Raw genomic sequence first — 21,990 nt, 5'->3', positions numbered from 1 at the left:
ATGTCCGAACGCGAGAGCCGTGCGCCCGAGCACGAGCAGAGCACCCGGTTGGGGGATCTGTTCGAGAACCTCCCCGCTCCGTCCCCGCAGGTCCCGACCGCCGCGGATGACACGCCGGCACCCGGATCCCGCCGCGCGGCGAGGGAGGCCGCGGCCCGCGAGCAGGAGGCTCCGGCCGCCCCGGACGCGACGGCTGCGCCCGATGCCGACGTGCCGGCCCGCCCGGTCTCGGCGTCGGCGGCGACCACCGCGGATGCGGCCGTGACCGACCACCGGCCGCAGGCGAATGCCGCAGACGCCGAAGCGGTCGTGACCCGCGCGATGCCCGTCGCCGCGACGAGCGCGGACGAGGCCCCCGCCCCGGGCCCGCGCCGGTCGACCGGCACCGAAGACCCCGCACCGGCGCTGGGCGGAGGACTCGACGAGATCTTCGCCGCTCAGGACGACGGCCGCGATCACGGCGCTCCGACCAAGAAGAAGCGCCGCAAGGGCTGCCTCATCGCCCTGATCATCGTCCTGGTGATCCTCGGCGGCATCGCCGCCGGCGGCGTCTGGGTCGCGAACACCTTCGGCGACCGCATCGCCGACGCCATGGGGTGGGGCGAGCCGAAAGACTGGGAGCCCGGCCAGGCGACCGGTGAGGTGTACGTCACGATCAAGCAGGGCGACACGGGCGGCCCCGTGTCGACGGCGCTGTACGAAGCCGGCGTCACGAAGACCGAGGACGTCTTCTACGACTACCTCATCGACGAGAACATCGCGGTGACCTTCTATCCCGGCGTCTACCGCCTGCAGAAGAAGATGACGGCGGAGGATGCCCTCGCCGCGCTCCGCAACGAGGAGAACAAGCTCGAGAACACCGTCTCCATGCCGGAGGGCGGGACGATCGAATCGGCCCTGCCGTCCATGGCCGAGACTCTCGGGATGCCGCTGGCCGACCTCGAGGCAGCCGTCGCCGATCCGTCCGCGTACGGGGTGGAGGCGCAGAGCCTGGAGGGGTGGCTGTTCCCCGCGGTGTACACGTTCGACCCCGAGGCCACCGCGACGCAGGTCATCCAGCGCATGGTCGACCGGACGCGCGAATCGCTCGCCGCCGCCGGCGTCCCGGACGAGGACGCGCAGCGGATCCTCACGATCGCCTCGATCATCCAGCGCGAAGGCCGCACGGACGACTTCGCCAAGGTGTCCCGCGTGATCCAGAACCGCCTCGACGACGACATGCTGCTCCAGATGGACTCGACGGCGCAGTACGGGTATGGCTCCCTGCACGAGGGCGTGGTCTCGAGCTCGGCCGAGGCTCTGGAAGACCCCAACGAGTGGAACACCTACGTGAACAAGGGGCTTCCGGCCACGCCGATCGCGAGCCCGAACGATGCCGCGATCGATGCCGCGATGCACCCCGCGGACGGGCCGTGGATCTACTTCGTCACCGTCAACCTCGAGACCGGCGAGACGCAGTTCTCGGAGACTCTCGCGGAGCACGAGCAGGGCGTGGAGAAGTGGCGGGACTGGTGCCGCGCGAACCCCGACGCCGGTTGCTGACGCGGTGAACCGGAGACGGCTGGCGGTCTGGGGCGACCCGATCGGGCACTCACGGTCGCCGGAGCTGCACGCTGCGGCCTACGCGGTGCTCGGACTGGGCTGGGAGTACGGGCGCCGTCAGGTCGGCGAGGAGGGCTTCACGGACGCGGTCGAGGCCCTCGACGACACCTGGCGCGGCCTGTCCCTGACGATGCCGCTCAAGGAGGAGGCGTACCGATACGCCGCCACCCGGGATGCCCACGCGGAGCTGACCGGCGCGGTCAACACGCTCCTGCTCTCGGAGACCCCGGCGGGATTCAACACCGACGTCGGCGGGATCGTCGATGCCCTCGGTGATGCCGGGATCCGCGAGATCGGAACGGCACGGATCCTGGGCGCCGGAGCGACGGCAGCCTCGGCCCTCGTCGCCCTCGCCGACCTCGGGGCGACGCGGGTCGAGGTCGCCGCCCGTCGGCCGGAACGCGCCGCGGGGCTCGTCCGGATCGGGGAGCGACGCGGCGTCGTGGTCACCCCACGATCGCTCGACGAGGCGGACGGCGCCGTCGACCTCACGGTGGCGACGCTGCCCTCCGGTACAACGTTGCCGCCGGAGAGTGCCGCCCGCCTGGCCGAGACCGGCGGCACGCTGTTCGACGCCGCCTACGCGCCCTGGCCGTCCACCCTGGCGGCGGCATGGGGCGCAGCGCCGGCGGTCTCCGGACTCGGAATGCTGCTGCATCAGGCGGTCCGGCAGATCCGGATCTTCCTGCACGGCGACCCGGTTTCGCCGCTGCCGGACGAGGACGCGGTCCTCGCCGCGATGCGTGCCACCCTCTGACCGCCGCCCGACGAAACGCGGCACGGCGCGGGGGGAAACGCATGGGAGACTAGAGCACATGCTCCGCGTGCTCACGGCCGGCGAATCGCACGGCCCAGAACTCATCGCCGTAATGGAGGGTCTGCCCTCCGGCGTCCCGGTGTCGTCCGAGGCCATCCAGGCCGACCTCGCCCGCCGCAAGCTCGGCTATGGACGCGGCTCCCGGATGAAGTTCGAACAGGACGAGCTCACCATCTCCGGCGGTGTCCGGCACGGGAAGACGCTGGGCAGCCCCATCGCCCTGCGCATCGGCAACACCGAGTGGCCGAAGTGGATCGAGGTCATGAACCCGGAGCCGGTGGAGCTCACCGATCGCTCGCGCGGTCGTGGCGCCCCGCTGACCCGGCCGCGTCCGGGCCACGCCGACCTCGTGGGCATGCAGAAGTACGACTTCGACGAGGCCCGTCCGATCCTCGAGCGTGCGAGCGCCCGGGAGACCGCCGCCCGCGTGGCGCTCGGTGCCGTCGCCCGCTCCTTCCTCGGCGAGCTCGGCATCCGACTCGTCAGCCACACGCTCTCGATCGGGCCGGTGCGTGTGCCGGATGGCGCGGCGCTGCCGACCCCGGACGACGTGGACGCCCTGGACGCCGACCCGCTGCGGTGCTTCGACCCCGCGACCTCCGCACTGATGGTCGCGGAGGTGGACGACGCCAAGAAGGACGGCGACACGCTCGGCGGCATCGTCGAGGTCCTCGCCTACGGCCTGCCGCCGGGCCTCGGCTCCCACGTGCACTGGGACCGTCGCCTGGACGCCCGACTGGCCCAGGCACTCATGAGCATCCAGGCGATCAAGGGCGTGGAGGTCGGCGACGGCTTCGAGACCACACGTCGCCGGGGTTCGGCCGCCCATGACGAGCTCTTCGTCACCGCCGACGGCATCGCCCGCGGCACGGACCGCGCCGGCGGCACCGAGGGTGGCATGTCCACGGGGACCGTCCTGCGCGTGCGGGCGGGCATGAAGCCGATCGCGACCGTGCCGCACGCGCTGCGCACGATCGACATCGCGACCGGCGACCAGGCGACCGCGCACCACCAGCGTTCCGACGTCTGCGCCGTGCCCGCGGCGGGCGTCGTTGCGGAGGCCATGGTCGCCATCGAGCTGGCCCGCGCCGTGTTGGAGAAGTTCGGCGGCGACAGCATCCGTGAGACGCGCCGCAACCTGGAGGGATACCTCGACGGCATCCCCGCGGAGCTGCGCACGGCCCCCGCGTCCGAGGCGGCGCTCATCGCGCATGACGAACGAGGCTGAGCCGCTGACGCTGGTCCTCGTCGGACCGATGGCGGCAGGCAAGACCAGTGTCGGGCGACGGGTCGCGCGGCGTCTGGGGGTCGCCTTCATCGACACCGACAAGCGCATCGTCGCCGCGCACGGCCCGATCCCGGAGATCTTCGCCACGCACGGCGAGGCGCACTTCCGGGAGCTCGAGCGCGCGGCGGTCCGTGAGGCTCTCGCCGAGGGCGGCGTGATCTCCCTCGGCGGCGGCGCGGTCACGGACCCGGAGACGCGCGCGCTGCTGCGTGCGCACCCCGTGGTCTTCCTCTCCGTGAGCGAGGCAGCGGTGGCCGACCGACTGCGCGGCGGGACGCGCCCGCTGCTGGCGGGCGAGGACCCGGTCGAGAAGTGGAAGCGCATCTTCGCGGAACGGCGAGGATGGTATGACGAGGTGGCGTCGACCACGTTCGACACCTCACGGCGTCCGATGCAGCGCATCGCGGACGAGATCGTGGCATGGAGGAGAGAACAGCGATGAGCACGACGACCATCAGCGTCACCGGGAACGACGCCTACGACATCACGATCGGACGGGGGATCCTCGACCAGGTGTCGGCGGCTCTCGCGCCGGGCGTCCGCAAGATCCTCGTCGTGCACCCGCCGACTCTCGCGGCCCGCGCCGCCGAACTCCGCGACCGACTCCTCGCCGACACCGCCGATGGCCCGCGGGAGGTGCTGCTCGCCGAGATCCCGGATGCCGAGCAGGGCAAGCGCATCGAGGTGGCCGCGTTCTGCTGGCAGGTCATGGGTCAGGCGGACTTCACGCGCACGGACGCCGTCGTCGGCTACGGCGGGGGAGCGGTGACCGACCTCGCCGGCTTCGTCGCGGCGACCTGGCTGCGCGGCATCCAGATCGTCCAGGTGCCCACCACGGTGCTCGGCCTCGTGGACGCCGCCGTGGGCGGAAAGACCGGCGTCAACACCGCGGAGGGCAAGAACCTCGTGGGCGCCTTCTGGGCGCCGCGCGCGGTGATCGGTGACCTCGACGAACTGGGCAGCCTGAGTCCGAACGAGGCCACCGCGGGGTTCGCGGAGGTCGTCAAGGCCGGCTTCATCTGGGCACCGGAGATCCTCGACATCATCGAGGCCGATCCCGCCCGCGCGGTCGACACCACGACGGAGGAGTTCCGGCGGTCCGTCGAACTCGCGATCGACATGAAGGCGCAGGTCGTCTCGGACGACTTCCGCGAGGCCGGACAGCGGGAGATCCTGAACTACGGCCACACCCTCGGCCACGCGATCGAGCATGCCGAGCGGTATCGCTGGCGGCACGGGGCTGCCATCTCGATCGGCATGCTGTATGCCGCGGAGCTGTCCCGGCTGGCGGGGCGCCTCTCGGACGCCGCGGCGGAGCGCCACCGCACGATCCTCGAGTCGCTGGGCCTGCCCACCTCGTACCGTGCCGGAGCCTGGCCGCAGCTGCTCGCCACGATGCAGCGCGACAAGAAGAGCCGCGGCGGCATGCTCCGCTTCATCCTGCTGGACGACATCGCCAAGCCCACCGTGCTCCAGGCGCCGGACGAGTCGCTGCTCTTCGCCGCGTATCAGGAGATCGGCGCATGAGCATCGCCGTCCGGCGCATCACGCCCGAGGACTGGCGGGAGGTGAAGGCGCTGCGGCTGCAGGCCCTCGCCGACCCCGCCGCGCCGATGGCCTTCCTCGACACCGTCGAGCACGCCGCCGCACAGCCCGACCGCTTCTGGCAGGAGCGCGCGGCGAACGCCTCGGGTGACGCGGCCGCGGCGCAGTTCGTCGCGATCGCCGACGACGGCACCTGGACCGGGACGATCACGCTGCTCCCGCATCGCGAGCAGCATGACGCCGGCTTGGTCGTGGGGGTCTACGTGGCGGATGCGCACCGCGGTGCGGGCGTCATCGATGCGCTCCTCGACGCCGCGGCCGCCTGGGCACGCGATCGCGGGCTGCGTGCGCTCGTGCTCGAGGTGCACGTGGACAACTCCCGGGCGCAGGCCGTCTACCGTCGAGCCGGCTTCGTCCGGACCGGCGAGATCGAGACCTCGGGTTTCGGGCGGGAGTGGGTCATGCGCCGCGAACTGGGCGACACGGGGAGCGTGCCCGCATGACGGCTCCGCGTCGGCTGCTGCTCGTCAACGGCCCCAACCTGAACCTCCTCGGCACTCGCGAACCCGAGGTGTACGGCACGGCGACCCTCGCCGACGTCGAGCGGATCACCGCCGAGGCCGCCGCGGCGTTCGGGTTCGAGGTACGGGCGCTGCAGAGCAACCACGAGGGCGTGCTCATCGACGCGATCCACGACGCGCGGGCGGACTGCGCGGGCATCGTCATCAACCCGGGCGGCCTCACCCATACGTCGGTGGCCCTGCGCGACGCGCTCACCGGCGTCGCGTTGCCCTTCGCCGAGGTGCACATCTCCGACGTGTACGCCCGCGAGGAGTTCCGTCACCACTCGTACCTGCACGACGTCGCCGCGGTCCGTGTCGTCGGACACGGCGTCGACGGCTACCCGGAGGCCGTGCGGGAGCTCGTCGCGCACCTCTGATCGGGCGGGATCAGGGCAGGCCGACGAGCAGGACGCAGACGGTGATGCCCACGAGCGTCAGCAGAGCCATGGCGAGGAAGCAGCCGGCCAGCGCACGGAGCCGAGGACGCACAGGCGCCACGGTGAGGCGGATGACGACCATCGCCACCAGACCCAAAACCAGGACGATCGCCGTGATGAGGCCGACCGTTCCCGCCGCCCCGCCGCTGCGGACGATCCCGATCAGGGGGACGAGGCTGACCGCGGTGAAGATCGCGGCGACGATGAGCCACACCGCCCCGGACGACGTCCGCAGTGCCGGCTGATTCGCCATCCTGGTCGGGTCGCGGTCGCGGTCGTTCTCGCTCATGTCGATTGCTCCTGTCCCGCTCCAGGCTGCCCGGGGGCGGTCGTCGTCGTCACGGGGCTTCCCCTCGCACCCAGGAGCGTCTATCGTGCCCACGCGGCGGCTGGCGCCGGGCATCCCGTAGAATCGACTGTCGGCCGACCCCGGCCCCCACGGACTCAGGAACGGAACTCCTCGCACATGGCATCCACCGCAGACATCAAGAACGGCGTCGTCCTCAGCATCGACGGGCAGCTCTGGAGCGTCATCGAGTTCCAGCACGTCAAGCCCGGCAAGGGCGGCGCGTTCGTCCGCACGAAGCTGAAGAACGTCGTCTCGGGCAAGACCGTGGACCGCACGTACAACGCCGGTGCGAAGATCGACATCGAGAACGTCGACCGTCGCGACTACACCTACCTCTACACCGACGGTGACGGGTTCGTGTTCATGGACCAGACCGACTTCGACCAGATCACGCTGCCGGCCGCCACGGTCGGCGACGCGAAGAACTTCCTGCTCGAGAACCAGCAGGTCACCATCGCCCTCAACAACGGCAACCCCCTCTACATCGACCTCCCGGCGTCGGTCATCCTCGAGGTGACCTACACCGAGCCCGGCCTGCAGGGCGACCGCTCGTCCGCCGGCACCAAGCCCGCGACGCTCGAGACCGGCTACGAGATCCAGGTCCCGCTGTTCCTGGAGACCGGCACCAAGGTCAAGGTCGACACCCGCACGGGCGAGTACCTCGGCCGCGAGAAGTAAGGCGTGAGCGCCCGCACGAAGGCGCGCAAGCGCGCGCTCGACATCCTGTTCTCCGCCGACGTCCGCGGCGACGACGTCGCGGTGGCCCTCGCCGCCGAGGCGAAGCGTGCGGCGAACGAGCCCGCGCGCGAGGCGTCGTGGCTGTACGCCCGGGAGATCGTCGACGGCATCATCGACCAGCGCGACGAGATCGACGAGCAGATCACGACGCACAGCCGTGACTGGAAGCTCGAGCGGATGCCCGCCGTCGACCGCGCCCTGCTGCGCATCGGCGCGTGGGAGATCCTCTACAACGACGAGGTGCCGACCGCGGTCGCGATCGACGAGGCGGTGGAGCTCGCGAAGGAGTTCTCCACCGATGAGTCGGGCGCGTTTGTGCACGGCGTGCTCGCCCGCGTCGCCCGCTCGGCCTGAGCGCCGCAGCGGCGGTGTCGGCGATGGCGGGCAGGATCATCCCATGATCCGCCCGCCCGCCTCCGCCTCGGGTGCCCCGGGAGACGGGGCGCGGGACTGGCGCGCGCTGTTCGAGGGCGGCGCCGCTCCGGCGGCGACGCCCCCGCTGGCCCTCGGGTTCGAGCTGCGCGTCCGCGACGCCCGAGGAGCGAATCCGTGGGCGTCCCGGCCGCAGCGCACCGCGACTCCGCGTGATGTCGCGAAGGCGACCGGAGAGATCCTCCTCGGCATCCGTCCGCTGGAGCGGAGCGCGGCGACGGGGTCCTGGGTGCTCGGCTCGGCCACCTGGGACGCGGTACGCCGCGCGCCGGACCAGTACGGTCGGGAACGGTCGCGGTGGTTCGCCGATCTCCTCAGCATCGCGCGCGACACGCTGCTCTCCGGCACGGCCGGGGACTGGCTCGTCGCCGACCTGATCGAGTCGCGGCTCCTCTGGGGGCACCTGCGGTCCGCGGCCGGACTCGGCATCCCGCTCGTGGCGGCGCAGCGGTCGACGACGCTCGTCCTCGCGGATACCGCTGAGCTGACGGCGGCGGTGTCCCGCGGCGACGACGGCGGCCTCGTGGTCCGGCCGGTCGTGACGGTGGACGGGCGCGAGACGCCGCCCGGCAGCATCAGGCCCCTCGGGCGCTCCGGCGTGTACGAGGTCGCGCAGAGCGGGTCGCGCCTCCAGGTGACGCTCGCTGAGCTTCCGCTCGCAGGGCCGGCGCAGTCGCTGCTCCGGGCCCGGACGCTCGTCGTCCCCGCGGAGGAGGAGACGGCCTTCCTCCAGGATGCCTATCCGCTCCTCGCGCGTCGCCTCCCCGTCCGCGCGGTCGGCCGCGTCTCGCTGCCGGACCTCCCGCCGCCCCGTGCCGTGCTGCGGGTGGCGTTCCGTCGCGGCGACACCGTGGAGTACGCCGTCGAGTGGGACTATCGCGGCTTCGGGCGGGTGCCGTTCACGCCGGGTCCGGAGGCCGTGCGCGATCCGGAGGCCGAGGCCGGGGTGACGGAGCGGATCCGGAACGTCTGGCAGGAGCACGGCGTCGCGTTCGCCCCCGCGGGGGCATTCCACGACGTGGAGGCCGCGGAGTTCATGACCCGCGTCGTCCCGGCGCTGGAGGCGGAGGGTGTCGAGGTGGAGGTGTCCGGCCGCCGCAAGACGTATCGCGAGCTCGCCGGCGAGCCGGAGATCACCGTCTCGACCGTGGAGAGCACCGACCCGGACTGGTTCGACCTCGGCGTGATCGTCCGCATCGACGGTCGGAACATCCCGTTCGAGCCGCTCTTCACCGCCCTGAGCGCGGGGAGACGGAAGCTCCTGCTCGTCGACGGCAGCTACTTCTCCCTGAACCACCCGGCGCTCGACCGTCTGCGTGACCTGCTCGACGAGGCCGGAGACCTCGACGAGTGGGAGACGGGCCCACGGATCAGTCGTCATCAGACGGATCTGTGGGAGGAGTTCGAGGACCTGGCGGACGAAGCCCTTCCCGCGGTGAGCTGGCGCGCCACGGCCGAGGGACTGCGCAGCGCCACTGCGGTGCCGGCGGTGCCGATCCCGCCGGGGCTCACCGCACACCTTCGGCCGTATCAGAAGGAAGGCCTCGACTGGCTCGCGTTCCTCTGGACGCACCGCCTCGGCGGCATCCTCGCCGATGACATGGGGCTCGGGAAGACCGTCCAGCTGCTCGCGCTCATCCTGCATGCCAGGGCGGCGGGGGAGGAGCGCCCCTTCCTCGTCGTGGTCCCGACGTCCGTGCTGGCCACGTGGCGCACCGAAGCCGCGCGATTCGCTCCCGGCCTCCGCGTGGTCACCCGGGACTCCACGGCCGGGCCGTCGGCGAGTGTCGCGGCTCGCGAGGCCGACGTCGTGCTGACGACCTACGCCGTCGCCCGGCTCGATGAAGAGGGGTTCGCGGGCGTCGCCTGGGCCGGATTGTTCCTCGACGAGGCCCAGTTCGTGAAGAATCCGGCGACGAAACTGCACCGTGCCGTCGCCCGCTTCCCAGCCGACGTCACCATCGCGGTCACGGGCACGCCGCTGGAGAACAGCCTGGAGGAGCTCTGGGCGCTGCTGAAGCTCACGGCGCCCGGCCTGTTCGCCTCGGCGCGGAAGTTCCGCGAGCACTACATCCAGCCGATCGAGCAGGGGAAGGTCCCGGAGAACGCGGAGGGCGGACCCTACCGGCAGCGCCGCCTCGCGCAGCTTCGACGGCGCATCCGTCCCCTCGTGCTCCGCCGCACCAAGGAGCTCGTCGCCCCCGATCTTCCGCCGAAGCAGGAGCAGGTGCTGGAGGTCGAGCTGAGCGCGGGGCATCGCGAGCTCTACGAGACGGTGCTGCAACGCGAGCGGCAGAAGGTGCTCGGCCTGCTGGAGGATCTCGATCGGAACCGCTTCATCGTGTTCCGGTCGCTGACTCTGCTGCGCATGCTGAGCCTCGCTCCGGCGCTGATCGACCCGGCCGATGCGCGCCTCGGCTCCCGCAAGCTCGACGAGCTCCTGCAACGGATCGTCGAGCTGCAGGCGGAGGGGCACCGCGCGCTCGTGTTCAGCCAGTTCACGTCCTTCCTCGACATGGCGGCGGGGCGTCTGGACGCCGCCGGCATGCCGTACGCGCACCTCGACGGCTCGACGCGGCATCGCGAGCGGGTGGTCACGGACTTCGCGGAGGGGGAGCAGCCCGTCTTCCTCATCAGCCTGAAGGCCGGCGGATTCGGACTCACCCTGACCGAGGCCGACTACGTCTTCCTCCTCGACCCGTGGTGGAATCCCGCCGCCGAGGCGCAGGCCGTCGACCGCACGCACCGCATCGGCCAGCGCAGCCAGGTGTTCGTCTACCGCATGATCGCGACCGGCACGATCGAGGAGAAGGTCCTCGCGCTGCAACGCCGCAAGGCGCGGCTGTTCACGGCCGTGCTCGACGACGACGCGCTCTTCGCCCAGGCGCTCACCGCCGACGACATCCGCGGTCTCTTCGACGACTAGACCGTTTTCCCCGGCCCGTCCCGCCGGGTGCTCAGGGAGCCGTCGGTACAATCGAACGGTTCATCTTCGAGAGGAATGCAATGCGGATCACGGGACTCGGCCACGCCGGCATGTTCATCGAGACGGTGGGCGGCAACATCATCTGCGACCCGGTGCTCGGCCCGTCCTTCTTCGGGTCCTGGTTCCCGTTCCCGGACAACCGCGCGCTCGACTGGGAGCGGTACGGACGGGAAGCCGACTTCCTCTACATCTCGCACCGGCACCGCGACCACTTCGACCCGGCGCTGCTGGAGCGGTACATCCGCAAGGACATCGAGGTGCTCCTGCCGGAGTACCCGATCGACGACCTGGAGCAGGACATCCGGGCGCTCGGCTACACGAACATCACCTACGCCCCCGCCGGCGAGATCATCGAGCGCGGGGCGCTCAAGATGATGATCACCCCGCTGCGCGCTCCGAGCGACGGCCCGATCGGTGATTCGTCGCTCAGCGTGGACGACGGCACGGGGTCGATGCTGAACCAGAACGACTCGCACCCGCTCGATCTCGACAAGCTGCTGCACTTCGGGAAGCCCGACGCCTACTTCACCCAGGTCTCCGGAGCGATCTGGTGGCCCATGGTCTACGACCTGCCGCTGGACGCCAAGCAGAACTTCGCCCGTCTCAAGCGCGAGGCGCAGAACAAGCGGGCGATGTACTACATCGAGAAGGTCGACGCGCCGCATGTCTTCCCGATGGCGGGGCCGCCCATGTTCCTCCGCGACGACCTCTTCGACTTCAACGGGATGGGCCGCAACGGCGAATCCATCTTCACGGACCAGAAGCAGTTCATCGCGCACATGAAGGAGCTGGCGCCGAAGTACGACGGGCAGCTCTTCGTCCCCGGCACGCTCGTCACGATCGACGGCGGTGCGGTGACCACCGAGCAGACGCTCTACACCGAGGCCGAGCTCGCCCACATCTTCGACGAGAAGTGGGAGTACCTGGAGGAGCAGCGCGCGAGCCGCCAGCAGGAGATCCGCGACGAGGAGGCGTCTCGCGCCGAGATCATCCCGCCCGACGAGATGCTGGCGGCGATCAAGGAGTGGTGGGAGCCGCTGCTGAAGAAGTCGCGCACCATCCGCCTCGGTGTCGGCGGGCACGTCCGCTTCCGGATCGGGGAGCTGGACATGGTGGTCGACTTCCCGCGCGCCAAGGTCCGCGAGTACGCGGGCGAGGAGTGCGTGTACTGGTACACGATCCCGGCCGACCTCGTCTCGACGAACATCCGCGACCACGAGATCGACTGGTCGAACTCGATCTTCCTGTCGATGCAGTTCTCGGTCGGGCGCAGCGGCAAGTTCAACGAGTTCCTCACCACCTTCCTCAAGTGCCTCTCGGTCGACCGGATCGAGTACGTCGAGAACTGGTACCAGGAGCAGACCGACCAGACCGAGGATGCGGAGATAGGCGACTGGGTCGTCCAGCGCCGCTGCCCGCACCTTCGTGCCGACCTCACCAAGACGGGGAAGGTCGACGAGGACGGCATCCTGACGTGCAGCATGCACGACTGGAAGTGGGACCTGAAGACCGGGCGCTGCCTCTCCACGAGCGGCCACCCGATCCGTTCCTCGAAAATCGACGACGTGACGGATCCCGTGCTCCGCGAGGCGAGCTGACCGGGGGGACCATCGCGGGTCCGATAGACTGGGGGCACTAGCAACCTTTAACACCGTCCTGTGAGGCGGAGAAGGGAGCGGCTGATGAGTGTGCGCACTGTGCTGCACCAAGCCGACATCTCACGAGCGCTGACCCGGATCGCGCACGAGATCCTCGAGTCCAATCGCGGGGCCGACGGCCTCGTCCTGCTGGGCATCCCGACCCGCGGTGTCACGCTGGGTCACCGGCTCGCCGCCCTGATCAGCGAGATCGCCCAGGTCTCCGTCCCGGTCGGCTCCCTCGACGTGACGCTCTTCCGCGACGACCTCGCCAAGCACCCGACGCGGTCGCCGCAGCCGACGGAGATCCCCCCGGGCGGCATCGACGGGAAGACGGTCGTCCTCGTCGACGACGTCCTGTTCTCCGGCCGGAGCATCCGCGCCGCGCTCGACGCCCTGCAGTCGATCGGCCGTCCCGCCGTCGTGCGGCTCGCGATCCTCATCGACCGCGGACACCGGGAGCTTCCCATCCGCCCGGACTTCGTGGGCAAGAACATCCCCTCCGCGCGCACCGAGCGCGTCAACGTGCGCCTGTTCGAGAACGACGGCGCCGAGGAGGTGACGATCGGCGAATGAGGCACCTCCTCGACACCCGCACGCTCGACAGAGCCACCGCCCTGCGCATCCTCGACGTCGCCGAGGACATGGCTGACACGCAGTCCCGCGAGGTCAAGAAGCTCCCCACGCTCCGTGGCAAGACGGTCGTGAACCTCTTCTTCGAGGACTCCACGCGCACCCGTATCTCCTTCGAGGCCGCGGCGAAGCGTTTGTCCGCCGACGTCATCAACTTCGCCGCGAAGGGCTCCAGCGTCTCGAAGGGCGAGAGCCTGAAGGACACCGCGCAGACGCTCGAGGCCATTGGCGCCGACGCGGTCGTCGTGCGTCACCCCGGCTCCGGCGCCCCGCAGACCCTGGCCACGAGTGGCTGGATCTCCGCCGGGGTCGTGAACGCCGGCGACGGTACGCACGAGCATCCCACCCAGGCCCTCCTCGACGCCTTCACCATCCGCAAGCGCCGGTTCGGAGCGGACAGCCGCGGACGCGATCTGTCCGGTCTCCGAGTGACGATCGTCGGCGACGTGCTGCACTCGCGGGTGGCGCGCTCCAACGTCTGGCTGCTCACGACGCTCGGCGCCGAGGTCACGCTCGTCTCGCCGCCGACCCTGGTTCCGCAGAACGTGTCCTTGTGGCCGGTCCGCGTGGTCTACGACCTGGACGAAGCCCTCGCGGAGGGGCCCGACGCCGTGATGATGCTGCGCATCCAGCTCGAGCGGATGAACGCGGCGTATTTCCCGACTGAGCGGGAGTATTCGCGCCGGTGGGGCCTGGACGCACGGCGCGTGGCGGCTCTGCCGGGCGGTAGCATTGTCCTGCACCCCGGACCCATGAACCGGGGACTGGAGATCTCCTCCGAAGCTGCCGATTCCCCCCGTTCGACGGTGCTGGAACAGGTGTCGAACGGGGTCTCCGTGCGCATGGCGGTGCTGTACCTGCTGCTGGCAGGGGAACGAGACGACGAACGAGGGGGAGACCTGTGAGCGAGACCCTCGTCATCACCGGTGCACAGCTGCTCGGCGCGACGAGCGCCGACATCATCATCGAGGACGGCGTGATCGCCGAGGTCGGGACGGGGCTCACCCGCACCGGCGCGCGCGTGATCGACGCCGCGGGCCTGGTCGCGCTGCCGGGTCTCGTCGATCTGCACACCCATCTGCGCGAACCCGGGTTCGAAGCCTCCGAGACGATCCTCACCGGCACCAGAGCGGCCGCCGCCGGCGGGTTCACCGCCGTGTTCGCGATGCCGAACACCTCCCCGGTCGCCGACACGGCGGGCGTGGTCGAGCAGGAGCTCGCCCTCGGCGAGGCGGCCGGTTACGCGACCGTGCAGCCGATCGGCGCCGTCACTGTGGGCCAGAAGGGCGAGCGCCTCGCGGAACTCGGCGCCATGGCCACCTCGCGTGCCCAGGTGCGGGTCTTCAGCGACGACGGCTTCTGCGTCTGGGACCCGCTGATCATGCGCCGGGCTCTGGAGTACGTGAAGTCCTTCGACGGCGTCATCGCCCAGCATGCGCAGGACCCGCGGCTCACCGAGGGCGCCCAGATGAACGAGGGCACCGTCTCGGCCGAGCTCGGGCTGGCCGGGTGGCCGGCGGTCGCCGAGGAATCGATCATCGCCCGTGACGTGCTCCTCGCCGAGCACGTCGGCTCGCGGCTGCACGTGTGTCATCTCTCGACGGCCGGCTCGGTCGACATCATCCGCTGGGCCAAGAAGCGAGGCGTCGACGTCACGGCGGAGGTCACGCCGCACCACCTGCTGCTCACCGACGAACTCGTCCGCGGCTACGACGCGCGGTTCAAGGTCAACCCGCCGCTGCGCCGCGAGGAGGACGTCCTCGCGGTTCGGGAGGGTCTCGCCGACGGCACGATCGACATCGTCGCGACCGACCACGCACCGCACCCCAGCGAGCACAAGGCGTGCGAGTGGCAGGCCGCCGCGAACGGCATGGTCGGTCTGGAGAGCGCCCTGCGCGTCGTGCACCAGTCGATGGTGCAGACCGGTCTGCTCGGCTGGGCCGACGTCGCCCGCGTCATGAGCTCGACGCCCGCCCGCATCGGCCGGCTCTCCGGCCACGGCACGCCGCTCGCAGCCGGGCAGCCCGCGCACATCACGCTGTACGACCCCGCGGTCGACGGTGTGTTCACCGCCGCGGACCTGCACGGGCGCAGCGTGAACTCGCCCTACCTGGGCCGCGCACTGCCCGGGCGCGTGGAGTACACGGTGCACGGCGGCGTCCTCACGGTCGACGGCGGCACCGTCGTCGAGGAGCTCGGCGCATGAGCGCACGGGACCTCGCGGTCGCGATCATCATCGCCGTCGCGCTGCTCATCCTGCTGTCGATGCTGTTCGCCTGGCGACGACGAGTGCGGCGCGATGCCGCGTACACGGCCCCGCTCGGGGTGCCGGAGCACGCGGAGGTGACGCGCCGCGACGAGGTGCTCTACGTGTCCACCACTCGGCACGAGCAGCCCCTCGAACGGCTCGCGATCACCCCGCTGGCGTTCCGTGCACGCGGCGAGCTGGCCGTGACCGACCGCGGCATCGCGCTGGCCCTGGACGGTGCCCCCACCGTCTTCCTCGCCGCCGACCGCCTGGTCTCCGTCGACCGCGCGACCGTCACCATCGATCGCGTCGTGGAGCCCGGCGGGCTCGTGCGCATCGCGTGGCACGTCGACGACGCGACCGTCGTCGACAGCTATGTGCGCCTCACCGGCGGCGACCTCCCGACCCTCATCTCCGACCTGCAGCGGCTCATCCCCGCCGCCCCTGACACAGGAGCCACGTCATGACCCTCTCGACTTCCTCCCCGCAGGCCTCCGCGGCCCGCCTCCCCGATCCCGCCGTCCTCGTGCTCGAGGACGGCACCCGACACCGCGGACGCGCCTACGGCGCGCGCGGACGCACCCTCGGCGAGGTCGTGTTCGCCACCGGCATGTCGGGATACCAGGAGACCATCACCGACCCGTCCTACGCCGGACAGATCGTCCTGCAGACGGCCCCGCACATCGGCAACACCGGCATGAACGACGAGGACACCGAGTCCCGCCGCATCTGGGTCGCCGGCTACATCGTGCGCGACCCCTCGCGCGTCGTCTCGAACTGGCGTGCGAACGCGTCCCTCGACGAGGTCCTCGTCGAGGACGGCATCGTCGGCATCAGTGGCATCGACACGCGTGCGGTCACCCGTCACATCCGCTCCGCCGGCTCCATGCGCGGCGGCATCTTCTCGGGTGCGGACGCGGAGCTCGACCCGGAGGAGCAGCTGCGCATCGTCCGCGAGGCTCCGGAGATGACCGGCCTCAACCTCTCTGCCCAGGTGTCCGTCGAGAACGCGACCGTGACCCCGGCGGTGGGGGAGCGCATCGGCAACCTCGCCGTGCTCGACCTGGGTGTGAAGCAGGCCACGATCGACAACCTCGCCGCCCGCGGCTTCGACGTGCACGTCCTCCCGCAGGACGTGAGCATCGACGAGATCCGGGCGATCGAGCCTGTCGCCGTCTTCTACTCGAACGGCCCCGGGGACCCCGCGGCGTCGGGTGACCACGTCGAACTGCTGCGCGCGGTCCTCGACGACGGTCTGCCCTTCTTCGGTATCTGCTTCGGCAACCAGCTCCTCGGCCGCGCCCTGGGTCTCGGCACGTACAAGCTGCCGTTCGGCCACCGCGGCATCAACCAGCCGGTGCTGGACAAGCAGACGGGAAAGGTGGAGATCACCGCGCACAACCACGGCTTCGCCGTCGAGGCGCCCCTGGAGGGCTCGTTCGACAGCCCGCACGGCTACGGCAAGGTCGAGGTCAGCCACGTCGGCCTCAACGACAACGTCGTGGAGGGCCTGCGCGCCCTCGACATCCCCGCCTTCTCGGTGCAGTACCACCCCGAGGCCGCGGCCGGACCGCACGACGCCAACTACCTCTTCGACCGCTTCCGCGACATGGTCATCGCGACCCTTCGACCCGCTCAGGGACCCACCCAGGGAGATGCAAAGTAATGCCCAAGCGCGACGACATCCGCTCCGTCCTCGTCATCGGCTCCGGCCCGATCGTCATCGGCCAGGCCTGCGAGTTCGACTACTCCGGCACCCAGGCGTGCCGCGTCCTCCGCGAGGAGGGCATCCGGGTCATCCTCGTCAACTCGAACCCGGCGACGATCATGACCGACCCCGACTTCGCCGACGCGACGTACATCGAGCCGATCACCCCCGCGGTGATCGAGACGATCATCGCGAAGGAGAAGCCCGACGCGATCCTGCCGACGCTCGGCGGTCAGACGGCGCTGAACGCCGCGATGGCGCTGCACGAGCAGGGCATCCTCGAGAAGTACGACGTCGAGCTCATCGGCGCGAAGGTGGACGCCATCAAGAAGGGCGAGGACCGTCAGGTCTTCAAGGAGCTCGTCCTCGAAGCGGGCGCGGACGTCGCCAAGAGCGTCATCGCGCACACCATGGACGACCTCCTCGCCGGTGCCGAGCAGCTCGGCTACCCGCTCGTGGTGCGCCCCTCCTTCACGATGGGCGGGCTGGGCTCCGGCTTCGCCTACGACGAGGAGGACCTGCGCCGTATCGGCGGTGCCGGCCTGCGCGACTCGCCGACGACCGAGGTGCTCCTGGAGGAGTCGATCCTCGGCTGGAAGGAGTACGAGCTCGAGCTCATGCGCGACACCGCCGACAACACGGTCGTCGTCTGCTCCATCGAGAACGTCGACCCGGTCGGCGTGCACACGGGCGACTCGATCACCGTGGCCCCGGCGCTGACCCTCACCGACCGCGAGTACCAGAAGCTCCGCGACATCGGCATCGACATCATCCGTGCGGTGGGCGTGGACACGGGTGGCTGCAACATCCAGTTCGCGGTCAACCCGGAGAACGGGCGCATCATCGTCATCGAGATGAACCCGCGTGTGTCCCGGTCGAGCGCCCTGGCGTCGAAGGCCACCGGCTTCCCGATCGCCAAGCTCGCGGCCAAGCTCGCCCTCGGGTACCGCCTCGACGAGATCCCGAACGACATCACCGGCGTGACCCCGGCGAGCTTCGAGCCGACGCTCGACTACGTCGTCGTCAAGGTCCCGCGCTTCGCGTTCGAGAAGTTCCCGGCCGCCGACGCCACGCTCACCACGACCATGAAGTCGGTCGGCGAGGCGATGGCGATCGGCCGCAACTACGCCACCGCACTGCAAAAGGCGCTGCGGTCGCTCGAGAAGCGGGGCTCCAGCTTCCACTGGGGCGAGGAGTCGCGCAGCGTCGAGGAACTGCTCGAGATCGCGAAGACGCCGACCGACGGCCGGATCGTCACCCTGCAGCAGGCGCTGCGCAAGGGCGCGACCATCGAGCAGGCGTTCGAGGCCACGGCCATCGACCCCTGGTTCCTCGACCAGATCGTCCTGATCAACGAGGTCGCCGAGGTCGTGCGCACCGCCGGCGAGCTGGACGACGCGACGCTGCGCTACGCCAAGGAGCACGGTTTCTCCGACGCGCAGATCGCCCAGCTCCGCGGCGAGAGCGAGGCCGAGATCCGCGGCGTGCGCCACGGCCTGGGAATCCGCCCCGTCTACAAGACGGTCGACACCTGCGCGGGGGAGTTCCCCGCGCTGACGCCGTACCACTACTCGAGCTACGACGCCGAGACCGAGGTCGCGCCGTCGGACCGCACCAAGGTCGTCATCATCGGCTCCGGCCCGAACCGCATCGGTCAGGGCGTCGAGTTCGACTACTCCTGCGTGCACGCCTCGTTCGCGCTGTCGGACGCGGGCTTCGAGACCGTGATGATCAACTGCAACCCGGAGACCGTGTCGACCGACTACGACACGTCCGACCGGCTGTACTTCGAGCCGCTGACGCTCGAGGACGTCCTGGAGGTCCTGGACGCGGAGGCGGCGAGCGGCACCATCCTCGGCGTCGTCTGCCAGCTCGGTGGCCAGACCCCGCTCGGGCTCGCGAAGGGCATCGAGGCGGCCGGCTACACGGTCCTGGGGACGAGCCCGGAGGCCATCGACCTGGCCGAGGAGCGCGAGCTGTTCTCGCGACTGCTCGACGAGGCCGGGCTGCTGGCGCCGCGCAACGGCACGGCGATCGACGTGGAGGGCGCGGTGCGCATCGCCGAGGAGATCGGCTACCCCGTGCTCGTGCGCCCGAGCTTCGTGCTCGGCGGTCGCGGCATGGAGATCGTCTACGGCACCGATGCGCTGCGCGACTACTTCGTGCGGACGGCCGGCGAGGTCGTGATCGAGGAGGGCAAGCCGCTCCTGGTCGACCGGTTCCTCGACGACGCGATCGAGCTCGATGTGGACGCCCTGTACGACGGCACCGACCTCTTCATCGGCGGCGTCATGGAGCACCTGGAGGAAGCCGGCATCCACTCCGGCGACTCGAGCTGCACGCTGCCGCCGGTCTCGCTCGGTCGCAGCGACGTGGACCGCGTCCGCGAGGCCACCCTCGCCATCGCACAGGGCGTCGGCGTGCGCGGTCTGCTGAACGTGCAGTTCGCGATCAGCGCCGGCGTGCTCTACGTCATCGAGGCGAATCCCCGGGCGAGCCGCACGGTACCGTTCGTCTCGAAGGCGCTGGGCATCCCGATGGCGAAGGCCGCCAGCCGCATCATGGCCGGCTCGACGATCGCCGAGCTCCGCGCCGAGGGGATGCTGCCCGAGCAGGACGGCTCGCGCGTCCCGCTGGACGCCCCGGTCTCGGTCAAGGAGGCCGTGCTGCCCTTCAAGCGGTTCCGCACCGCCGACGGCAAGACCGTCGACTCGGTCCTCGGCCCGGAGATGCGCTCGACCGGCGAGGTCATGGGCATCGACCGGGACTTCCCGACCGCGTTCGCGAAGTCCCAGGCCGCGGCCTACGGCGGCATGCCGACGTCGGGAACCGTGTTCATCTCGGTCGCCGACTCCGACAAGCGTGCGGTGATCCTCCCGGCGCACCGCCTCCAGCAGCTCGGCTTCACGATCGTGGCGACCGAGGGCACGGCGGAGATCCTGTCGCGCAACGGCATCGCCGTCACGGTGGTCGAGAAGTACAGCGAGACGCAGGAGTCCGGAGCCCGGAACATCGTCGACCTCATCAACGACGGGGAGATCGACATCGTCGTGAACACCCCGTCGGGTGGTGCCGCTCGCGCGGACGGCTACGAGATCCGCGCCGCCGCGGTGGCCGCGGACAAGGCGCTCTTCACGACCATCGCCGTGCTCGGTGCGGCGGTGAGCGGGATGGACGCCGCGCACGAGGGCTTCCAGGTCAAGAGCCTGCAGGAGTACGCGCAGGACCGGATGGCCGCGGTATGACGGAACGCTTCGGCGAGCGGGCCCGCGTCGCCCTGGAGGCGCACGGCCCGCTCTGTGTCGGCATCGACCCCCACGCCGCTCTGCTGGCGGCGTGGGGGCTGACCGCCGATGCTGCCGGAGTCCGGGAGTTCGGGCTCCGTACCGTCGAGGCGGCCGCCGGTCGCGCCGGTCTCGTGAAGCCGCAGGTGTCGTTCTTCGAGCGGTACGGCGCGGCCGGGTTCGCGGCCCTCGAGGAGGTGCTGGCGGCCGCGCGCGCGGCCGGACTGCTGGTGATCGCCGACGCCAAGCGCGGCGACATCGGGTCGACGATGGCGGATTACGCTCAGGCCTGGCTCCCCGCGGGCGCGCCGCTGGAGGCGGATGCCTTGACGGTGAACCCGTACCTCGGCGTCGGTGCGCTGGAGGGTGCGTTCGCCCTCGCGGAGGAGCACGGCAAGGGGCTCTTCGTCCTCGCCGCGACCAGCAACCCTGAGGCGACCGTGCTGCAGCGCGCGACGACCGCGGACGGCGAGACCGTGTCCGCGGCCGTGATCGCCGAGGTGTCGCGCCGGAACGCCACCGGGACGCCCGAGGGGGAGTGGGGGAGCTTCGGCTTCGTCATCGGTGCCACAGTGGACGCGGTGGAAGCGGGGCTGACTCCGTTCGCGCCCGTCGCCCCGATCCTCGCCCCCGGCTTCGGCGCACAGGGCGCCACTCCCGTGGATCTCGTCCGCCGCTTCGGCTCCCAGGCCGGCTCGGTGATCGCGAGCGAGAGCCGCAGCCTCCTCTCCGCGGGCCCGGCGGCCCTCGCCGAGACGATCGCCGACCGTGCCGCCCAGTATCGAGAGGTCAGCCGTGGCTGAGGAACGCCGCACCGTCCCCGAGGTCGACAGGGCCGCCGCCGCACGTCGAGCGGTCGAGCGACGACGCGCCAGGGCCTCGCTCAAGCGCGACCTCACCATGCGCGTCGTCACCCCGCAGGCCGTGCTGCATCGCGCGACGGAGGACCCCGACTCGGTCGAGGGCTCCATGCGCATCACCGACTTCCTCCTCGCCCTCCCCGCGATCGGCGCGGGCAAGCGCGACCGGGTGCTGGAGCAGCTCCACATCTCGCCGGTCAAGCGCCTCGGCGGACTCGGCGCCCGTCAACGCCGAGTGCTGGAGGAGTGGCTCGACGAGCGCTTCCCCGTTCCGACCCCCCGTGGGGCACGCAGCCGGCTCCTCGTCCTCGCCGGCCCCACGGCGGTGGGCAAGGGGACCGTCGCCGCGCACATCCGCGAGAACAACCCGGAGATCCACCTGTCCGTCTCGGCGACCACCCGGCCGCCGCGCCCGGGCGAGATCGACGGTGTGCACTACTACTTCGTGGACGACGCCGAGTTCGACCGCCTGGTCGCCGACGGCGAGCTGCTGGAGTATGCGGTGGTCCACAACCGCTCGCGCTACGGCACCCCGCGCGCCCCGATCGACGCCGCACTGGCGGAGGGGAAGACCGTCCTGCTGGAGATCGACCTGCAGGGCGCGCGCCAGGTGCGCGATGCGGAGCCGTCCGCGACGCTGATCTTCCTCCTGCCGCCGAGCTGGGACGAGCTGGTGCACAGGCTGGTCGGCCGCGGCACCGAGGACGCCGAGGAACGGGCCCGGCGGCTGCGCACCGCGAAGGTCGAGCTGGCGGCGCAGAACGAGTTCGACCACCTCATCGTGAACGAGGACGTCGCCACCGCCGCCCGCGAGGTCGTAGACTTGTCTACAAGCTCTGCGCGCTGACCTGATTCCAGGGTCG

The 21,990-nt window shown here is 70.8% G+C and carries 20 protein-coding genes; 19 read left to right on the top strand and 1 reads right to left on the bottom strand.

Annotated elements, in window-relative coordinates:
* Genes mltG through aroQ form a run of 7 tightly spaced genes read left to right on the top strand, consistent with a single transcriptional unit; the run spans position 1 to position 6,192 of the window.
* Positions 1-1,542 carry an endolytic transglycosylase MltG gene (gene mltG, locus AB0310_RS04885; RefSeq protein WP_268776293.1) on the top strand — a complete coding sequence of 514 codons (1,542 nt, stop codon included), beginning with the start codon at positions 1-3 and terminating at the stop codon, positions 1,540-1,542.
* A 4-nt stretch (positions 1,543-1,546) separates the two neighbouring features.
* Positions 1,547-2,359: a shikimate dehydrogenase gene (locus tag AB0310_RS04880; protein ID WP_366236686.1), complete on the top strand. Its 813-nt coding sequence runs from the start codon at positions 1,547-1,549 to the stop codon at positions 2,357-2,359.
* 58 nt (positions 2,360-2,417) lie between these two features.
* A complete protein-coding gene (gene aroC / locus AB0310_RS04875) occupies positions 2,418-3,647 on the top strand; it encodes a chorismate synthase (RefSeq protein WP_259954504.1) in 1,230 nt (409 codons plus the stop codon).
* A complete protein-coding gene (locus tag AB0310_RS04870) occupies positions 3,631-4,149 on the top strand; it encodes a shikimate kinase (protein ID WP_366236685.1) in 519 nt (172 codons plus the stop codon). Before aroC ends, AB0310_RS04870 begins: the two co-directional genes overlap by 17 nt.
* A complete protein-coding gene (gene aroB / locus AB0310_RS04865) occupies positions 4,146-5,234 on the top strand; it encodes a 3-dehydroquinate synthase (RefSeq protein WP_101845666.1) in 1,089 nt (362 codons plus the stop codon). The genes AB0310_RS04870 and aroB overlap by 4 nt, the downstream gene beginning before the upstream one ends.
* Positions 5,231-5,755 (top strand): GNAT family N-acetyltransferase, encoded by a 525-nt coding sequence (locus tag AB0310_RS04860; RefSeq protein ID WP_366236684.1) that lies wholly within the window; start codon positions 5,231-5,233, stop codon positions 5,753-5,755. The genes aroB and AB0310_RS04860 overlap by 4 nt, the downstream gene beginning before the upstream one ends.
* On the top strand, positions 5,752-6,192 hold the full coding sequence (aroQ, locus tag AB0310_RS04855; protein ID WP_315636847.1) for a type II 3-dehydroquinate dehydratase: 441 nt from the start codon (positions 5,752-5,754) through the stop codon (positions 6,190-6,192). The genes AB0310_RS04860 and aroQ overlap by 4 nt, the downstream gene beginning before the upstream one ends.
* A 10-nt stretch (positions 6,193-6,202) precedes the next feature.
* Here the strand turns inward: aroQ and AB0310_RS04850 are convergent, their stop codons facing one another.
* The gene (locus AB0310_RS04850) at positions 6,203-6,541 is read right to left on the bottom strand and encodes a hypothetical protein (protein ID WP_187661505.1); all 339 of its coding nucleotides are present in this window, start codon (positions 6,539-6,541) and stop codon (positions 6,203-6,205) included.
* 177 nt (positions 6,542-6,718) lie between these two features.
* Between AB0310_RS04850 and efp the strand changes: the two genes are divergently transcribed.
* From efp to gmk, 12 genes are all read left to right on the top strand, one after another.
* The gene (gene efp, locus AB0310_RS04845; protein WP_025103502.1) at positions 6,719-7,279 is read left to right on the top strand and encodes an elongation factor P; all 561 of its coding nucleotides are present in this window, start codon (positions 6,719-6,721) and stop codon (positions 7,277-7,279) included.
* Positions 7,280-7,282: 3 nt separating this feature from the next.
* The gene (gene nusB, locus AB0310_RS04840) at positions 7,283-7,693 is read left to right on the top strand and encodes a transcription antitermination factor NusB (RefSeq protein ID WP_101845674.1); all 411 of its coding nucleotides are present in this window, start codon (positions 7,283-7,285) and stop codon (positions 7,691-7,693) included.
* Positions 7,694-7,736: 43 nt separating this feature from the next.
* Positions 7,737-10,697 carry a DEAD/DEAH box helicase gene (locus AB0310_RS04835; RefSeq protein ID WP_366236682.1) on the top strand — a complete coding sequence of 987 codons (2,961 nt, stop codon included), beginning with the start codon at positions 7,737-7,739 and terminating at the stop codon, positions 10,695-10,697.
* Between the two features lie 80 nt (positions 10,698-10,777).
* Positions 10,778-12,355 carry a Rieske 2Fe-2S domain-containing protein gene (locus tag AB0310_RS04830; protein ID WP_366236681.1) on the top strand — a complete coding sequence of 526 codons (1,578 nt, stop codon included), beginning with the start codon at positions 10,778-10,780 and terminating at the stop codon, positions 12,353-12,355.
* Positions 12,356-12,439: 84 nt separating this feature from the next.
* Complete coding sequence (gene pyrR, locus AB0310_RS04825) at positions 12,440-12,970, top strand: bifunctional pyr operon transcriptional regulator/uracil phosphoribosyltransferase PyrR (RefSeq protein ID WP_259954496.1); 531 nt, start codon at positions 12,440-12,442, stop codon at positions 12,968-12,970.
* A complete protein-coding gene (locus AB0310_RS04820; RefSeq protein ID WP_062634500.1) occupies positions 12,967-13,932 on the top strand; it encodes an aspartate carbamoyltransferase catalytic subunit in 966 nt (321 codons plus the stop codon). Before pyrR ends, AB0310_RS04820 begins: the two co-directional genes overlap by 4 nt.
* Positions 13,929-15,233, top strand: coding sequence for a dihydroorotase (locus tag AB0310_RS04815; RefSeq protein WP_259954494.1), 1,305 nt, complete (start codon positions 13,929-13,931; stop codon positions 15,231-15,233). The genes AB0310_RS04820 and AB0310_RS04815 overlap by 4 nt, the downstream gene beginning before the upstream one ends.
* Positions 15,230-15,742, top strand: coding sequence for a PH-like domain-containing protein (locus AB0310_RS04810; protein WP_187661502.1), 513 nt, complete (start codon positions 15,230-15,232; stop codon positions 15,740-15,742). Before AB0310_RS04815 ends, AB0310_RS04810 begins: the two co-directional genes overlap by 4 nt.
* Positions 15,739-16,941: a glutamine-hydrolyzing carbamoyl-phosphate synthase small subunit gene (gene carA / locus AB0310_RS04805; RefSeq protein WP_363443913.1), complete on the top strand. Its 1,203-nt coding sequence runs from the start codon at positions 15,739-15,741 to the stop codon at positions 16,939-16,941. Before AB0310_RS04810 ends, carA begins: the two co-directional genes overlap by 4 nt.
* Positions 16,941-20,228 (top strand): carbamoyl-phosphate synthase large subunit, encoded by a 3,288-nt coding sequence (gene carB / locus AB0310_RS04800; protein ID WP_366236680.1) that lies wholly within the window; start codon positions 16,941-16,943, stop codon positions 20,226-20,228. The genes carA and carB overlap by 1 nt, the downstream gene beginning before the upstream one ends.
* The gene (pyrF, locus tag AB0310_RS04795) at positions 20,225-21,070 is read left to right on the top strand and encodes an orotidine-5'-phosphate decarboxylase (protein ID WP_268776304.1); all 846 of its coding nucleotides are present in this window, start codon (positions 20,225-20,227) and stop codon (positions 21,068-21,070) included. Before carB ends, pyrF begins: the two co-directional genes overlap by 4 nt.
* Entirely contained in the window at positions 21,063-21,974 is a 912-nt protein-coding gene (gene gmk / locus AB0310_RS04790) for a guanylate kinase (RefSeq protein ID WP_259954489.1), read from the top strand. Before pyrF ends, gmk begins: the two co-directional genes overlap by 8 nt.
* The last annotated feature ends 16 nt before the right edge of the window (positions 21,975-21,990 follow it).

The sequence above is a fragment of the Microbacterium meiriae genome (assembly GCF_040702565.1).
GTDB classification, from domain to species: domain Bacteria; phylum Actinomycetota; class Actinomycetes; order Actinomycetales; family Microbacteriaceae; genus Microbacterium; species Microbacterium meiriae.
This window is presented reverse-complemented; position numbering and strand designations above follow the sequence as displayed.

Excerpts from the sequence above, each read along its gene's own strand:
- mltG (WP_268776293.1), top strand. The coding sequence starts at position 1 with ATGTCCGAACGCGAGAGCCGTGCGCCCGAGCACGAGCAGAGCACCCGG.
- aroC (WP_259954504.1), top strand. The coding sequence starts at position 2,418 with ATGCTCCGCGTGCTCACGGCCGGCGAATCGCACGGCCCAGAACTCATC.
- AB0310_RS04870 (WP_366236685.1), top strand. The coding sequence starts at position 3,631 with ATGACGAACGAGGCTGAGCCGCTGACGCTGGTCCTCGTCGGACCGATG.
- aroB (WP_101845666.1), top strand. The coding sequence starts at position 4,146 with ATGAGCACGACGACCATCAGCGTCACCGGGAACGACGCCTACGACATC.
- AB0310_RS04860 (WP_366236684.1), top strand. The coding sequence starts at position 5,231 with ATGAGCATCGCCGTCCGGCGCATCACGCCCGAGGACTGGCGGGAGGTG.
- aroQ (WP_315636847.1), top strand. The coding sequence starts at position 5,752 with ATGACGGCTCCGCGTCGGCTGCTGCTCGTCAACGGCCCCAACCTGAAC.
- AB0310_RS04850 (WP_187661505.1), bottom strand. The coding sequence starts at position 6,541 with ATGAGCGAGAACGACCGCGACCGCGACCCGACCAGGATGGCGAATCAG.
- efp (WP_025103502.1), top strand. The coding sequence starts at position 6,719 with ATGGCATCCACCGCAGACATCAAGAACGGCGTCGTCCTCAGCATCGAC.
- AB0310_RS04835 (WP_366236682.1), top strand. The coding sequence starts at position 7,737 with ATGATCCGCCCGCCCGCCTCCGCCTCGGGTGCCCCGGGAGACGGGGCG.
- AB0310_RS04830 (WP_366236681.1), top strand. The coding sequence starts at position 10,778 with ATGCGGATCACGGGACTCGGCCACGCCGGCATGTTCATCGAGACGGTG.
- pyrR (WP_259954496.1), top strand. The coding sequence starts at position 12,440 with ATGAGTGTGCGCACTGTGCTGCACCAAGCCGACATCTCACGAGCGCTG.
- AB0310_RS04820 (WP_062634500.1), top strand. The coding sequence starts at position 12,967 with ATGAGGCACCTCCTCGACACCCGCACGCTCGACAGAGCCACCGCCCTG.
- AB0310_RS04810 (WP_187661502.1), top strand. The coding sequence starts at position 15,230 with ATGAGCGCACGGGACCTCGCGGTCGCGATCATCATCGCCGTCGCGCTG.
- carA (WP_363443913.1), top strand. The coding sequence starts at position 15,739 with ATGACCCTCTCGACTTCCTCCCCGCAGGCCTCCGCGGCCCGCCTCCCC.
- carB (WP_366236680.1), top strand. The coding sequence starts at position 16,941 with ATGCCCAAGCGCGACGACATCCGCTCCGTCCTCGTCATCGGCTCCGGC.
- pyrF (WP_268776304.1), top strand. The coding sequence starts at position 20,225 with ATGACGGAACGCTTCGGCGAGCGGGCCCGCGTCGCCCTGGAGGCGCAC.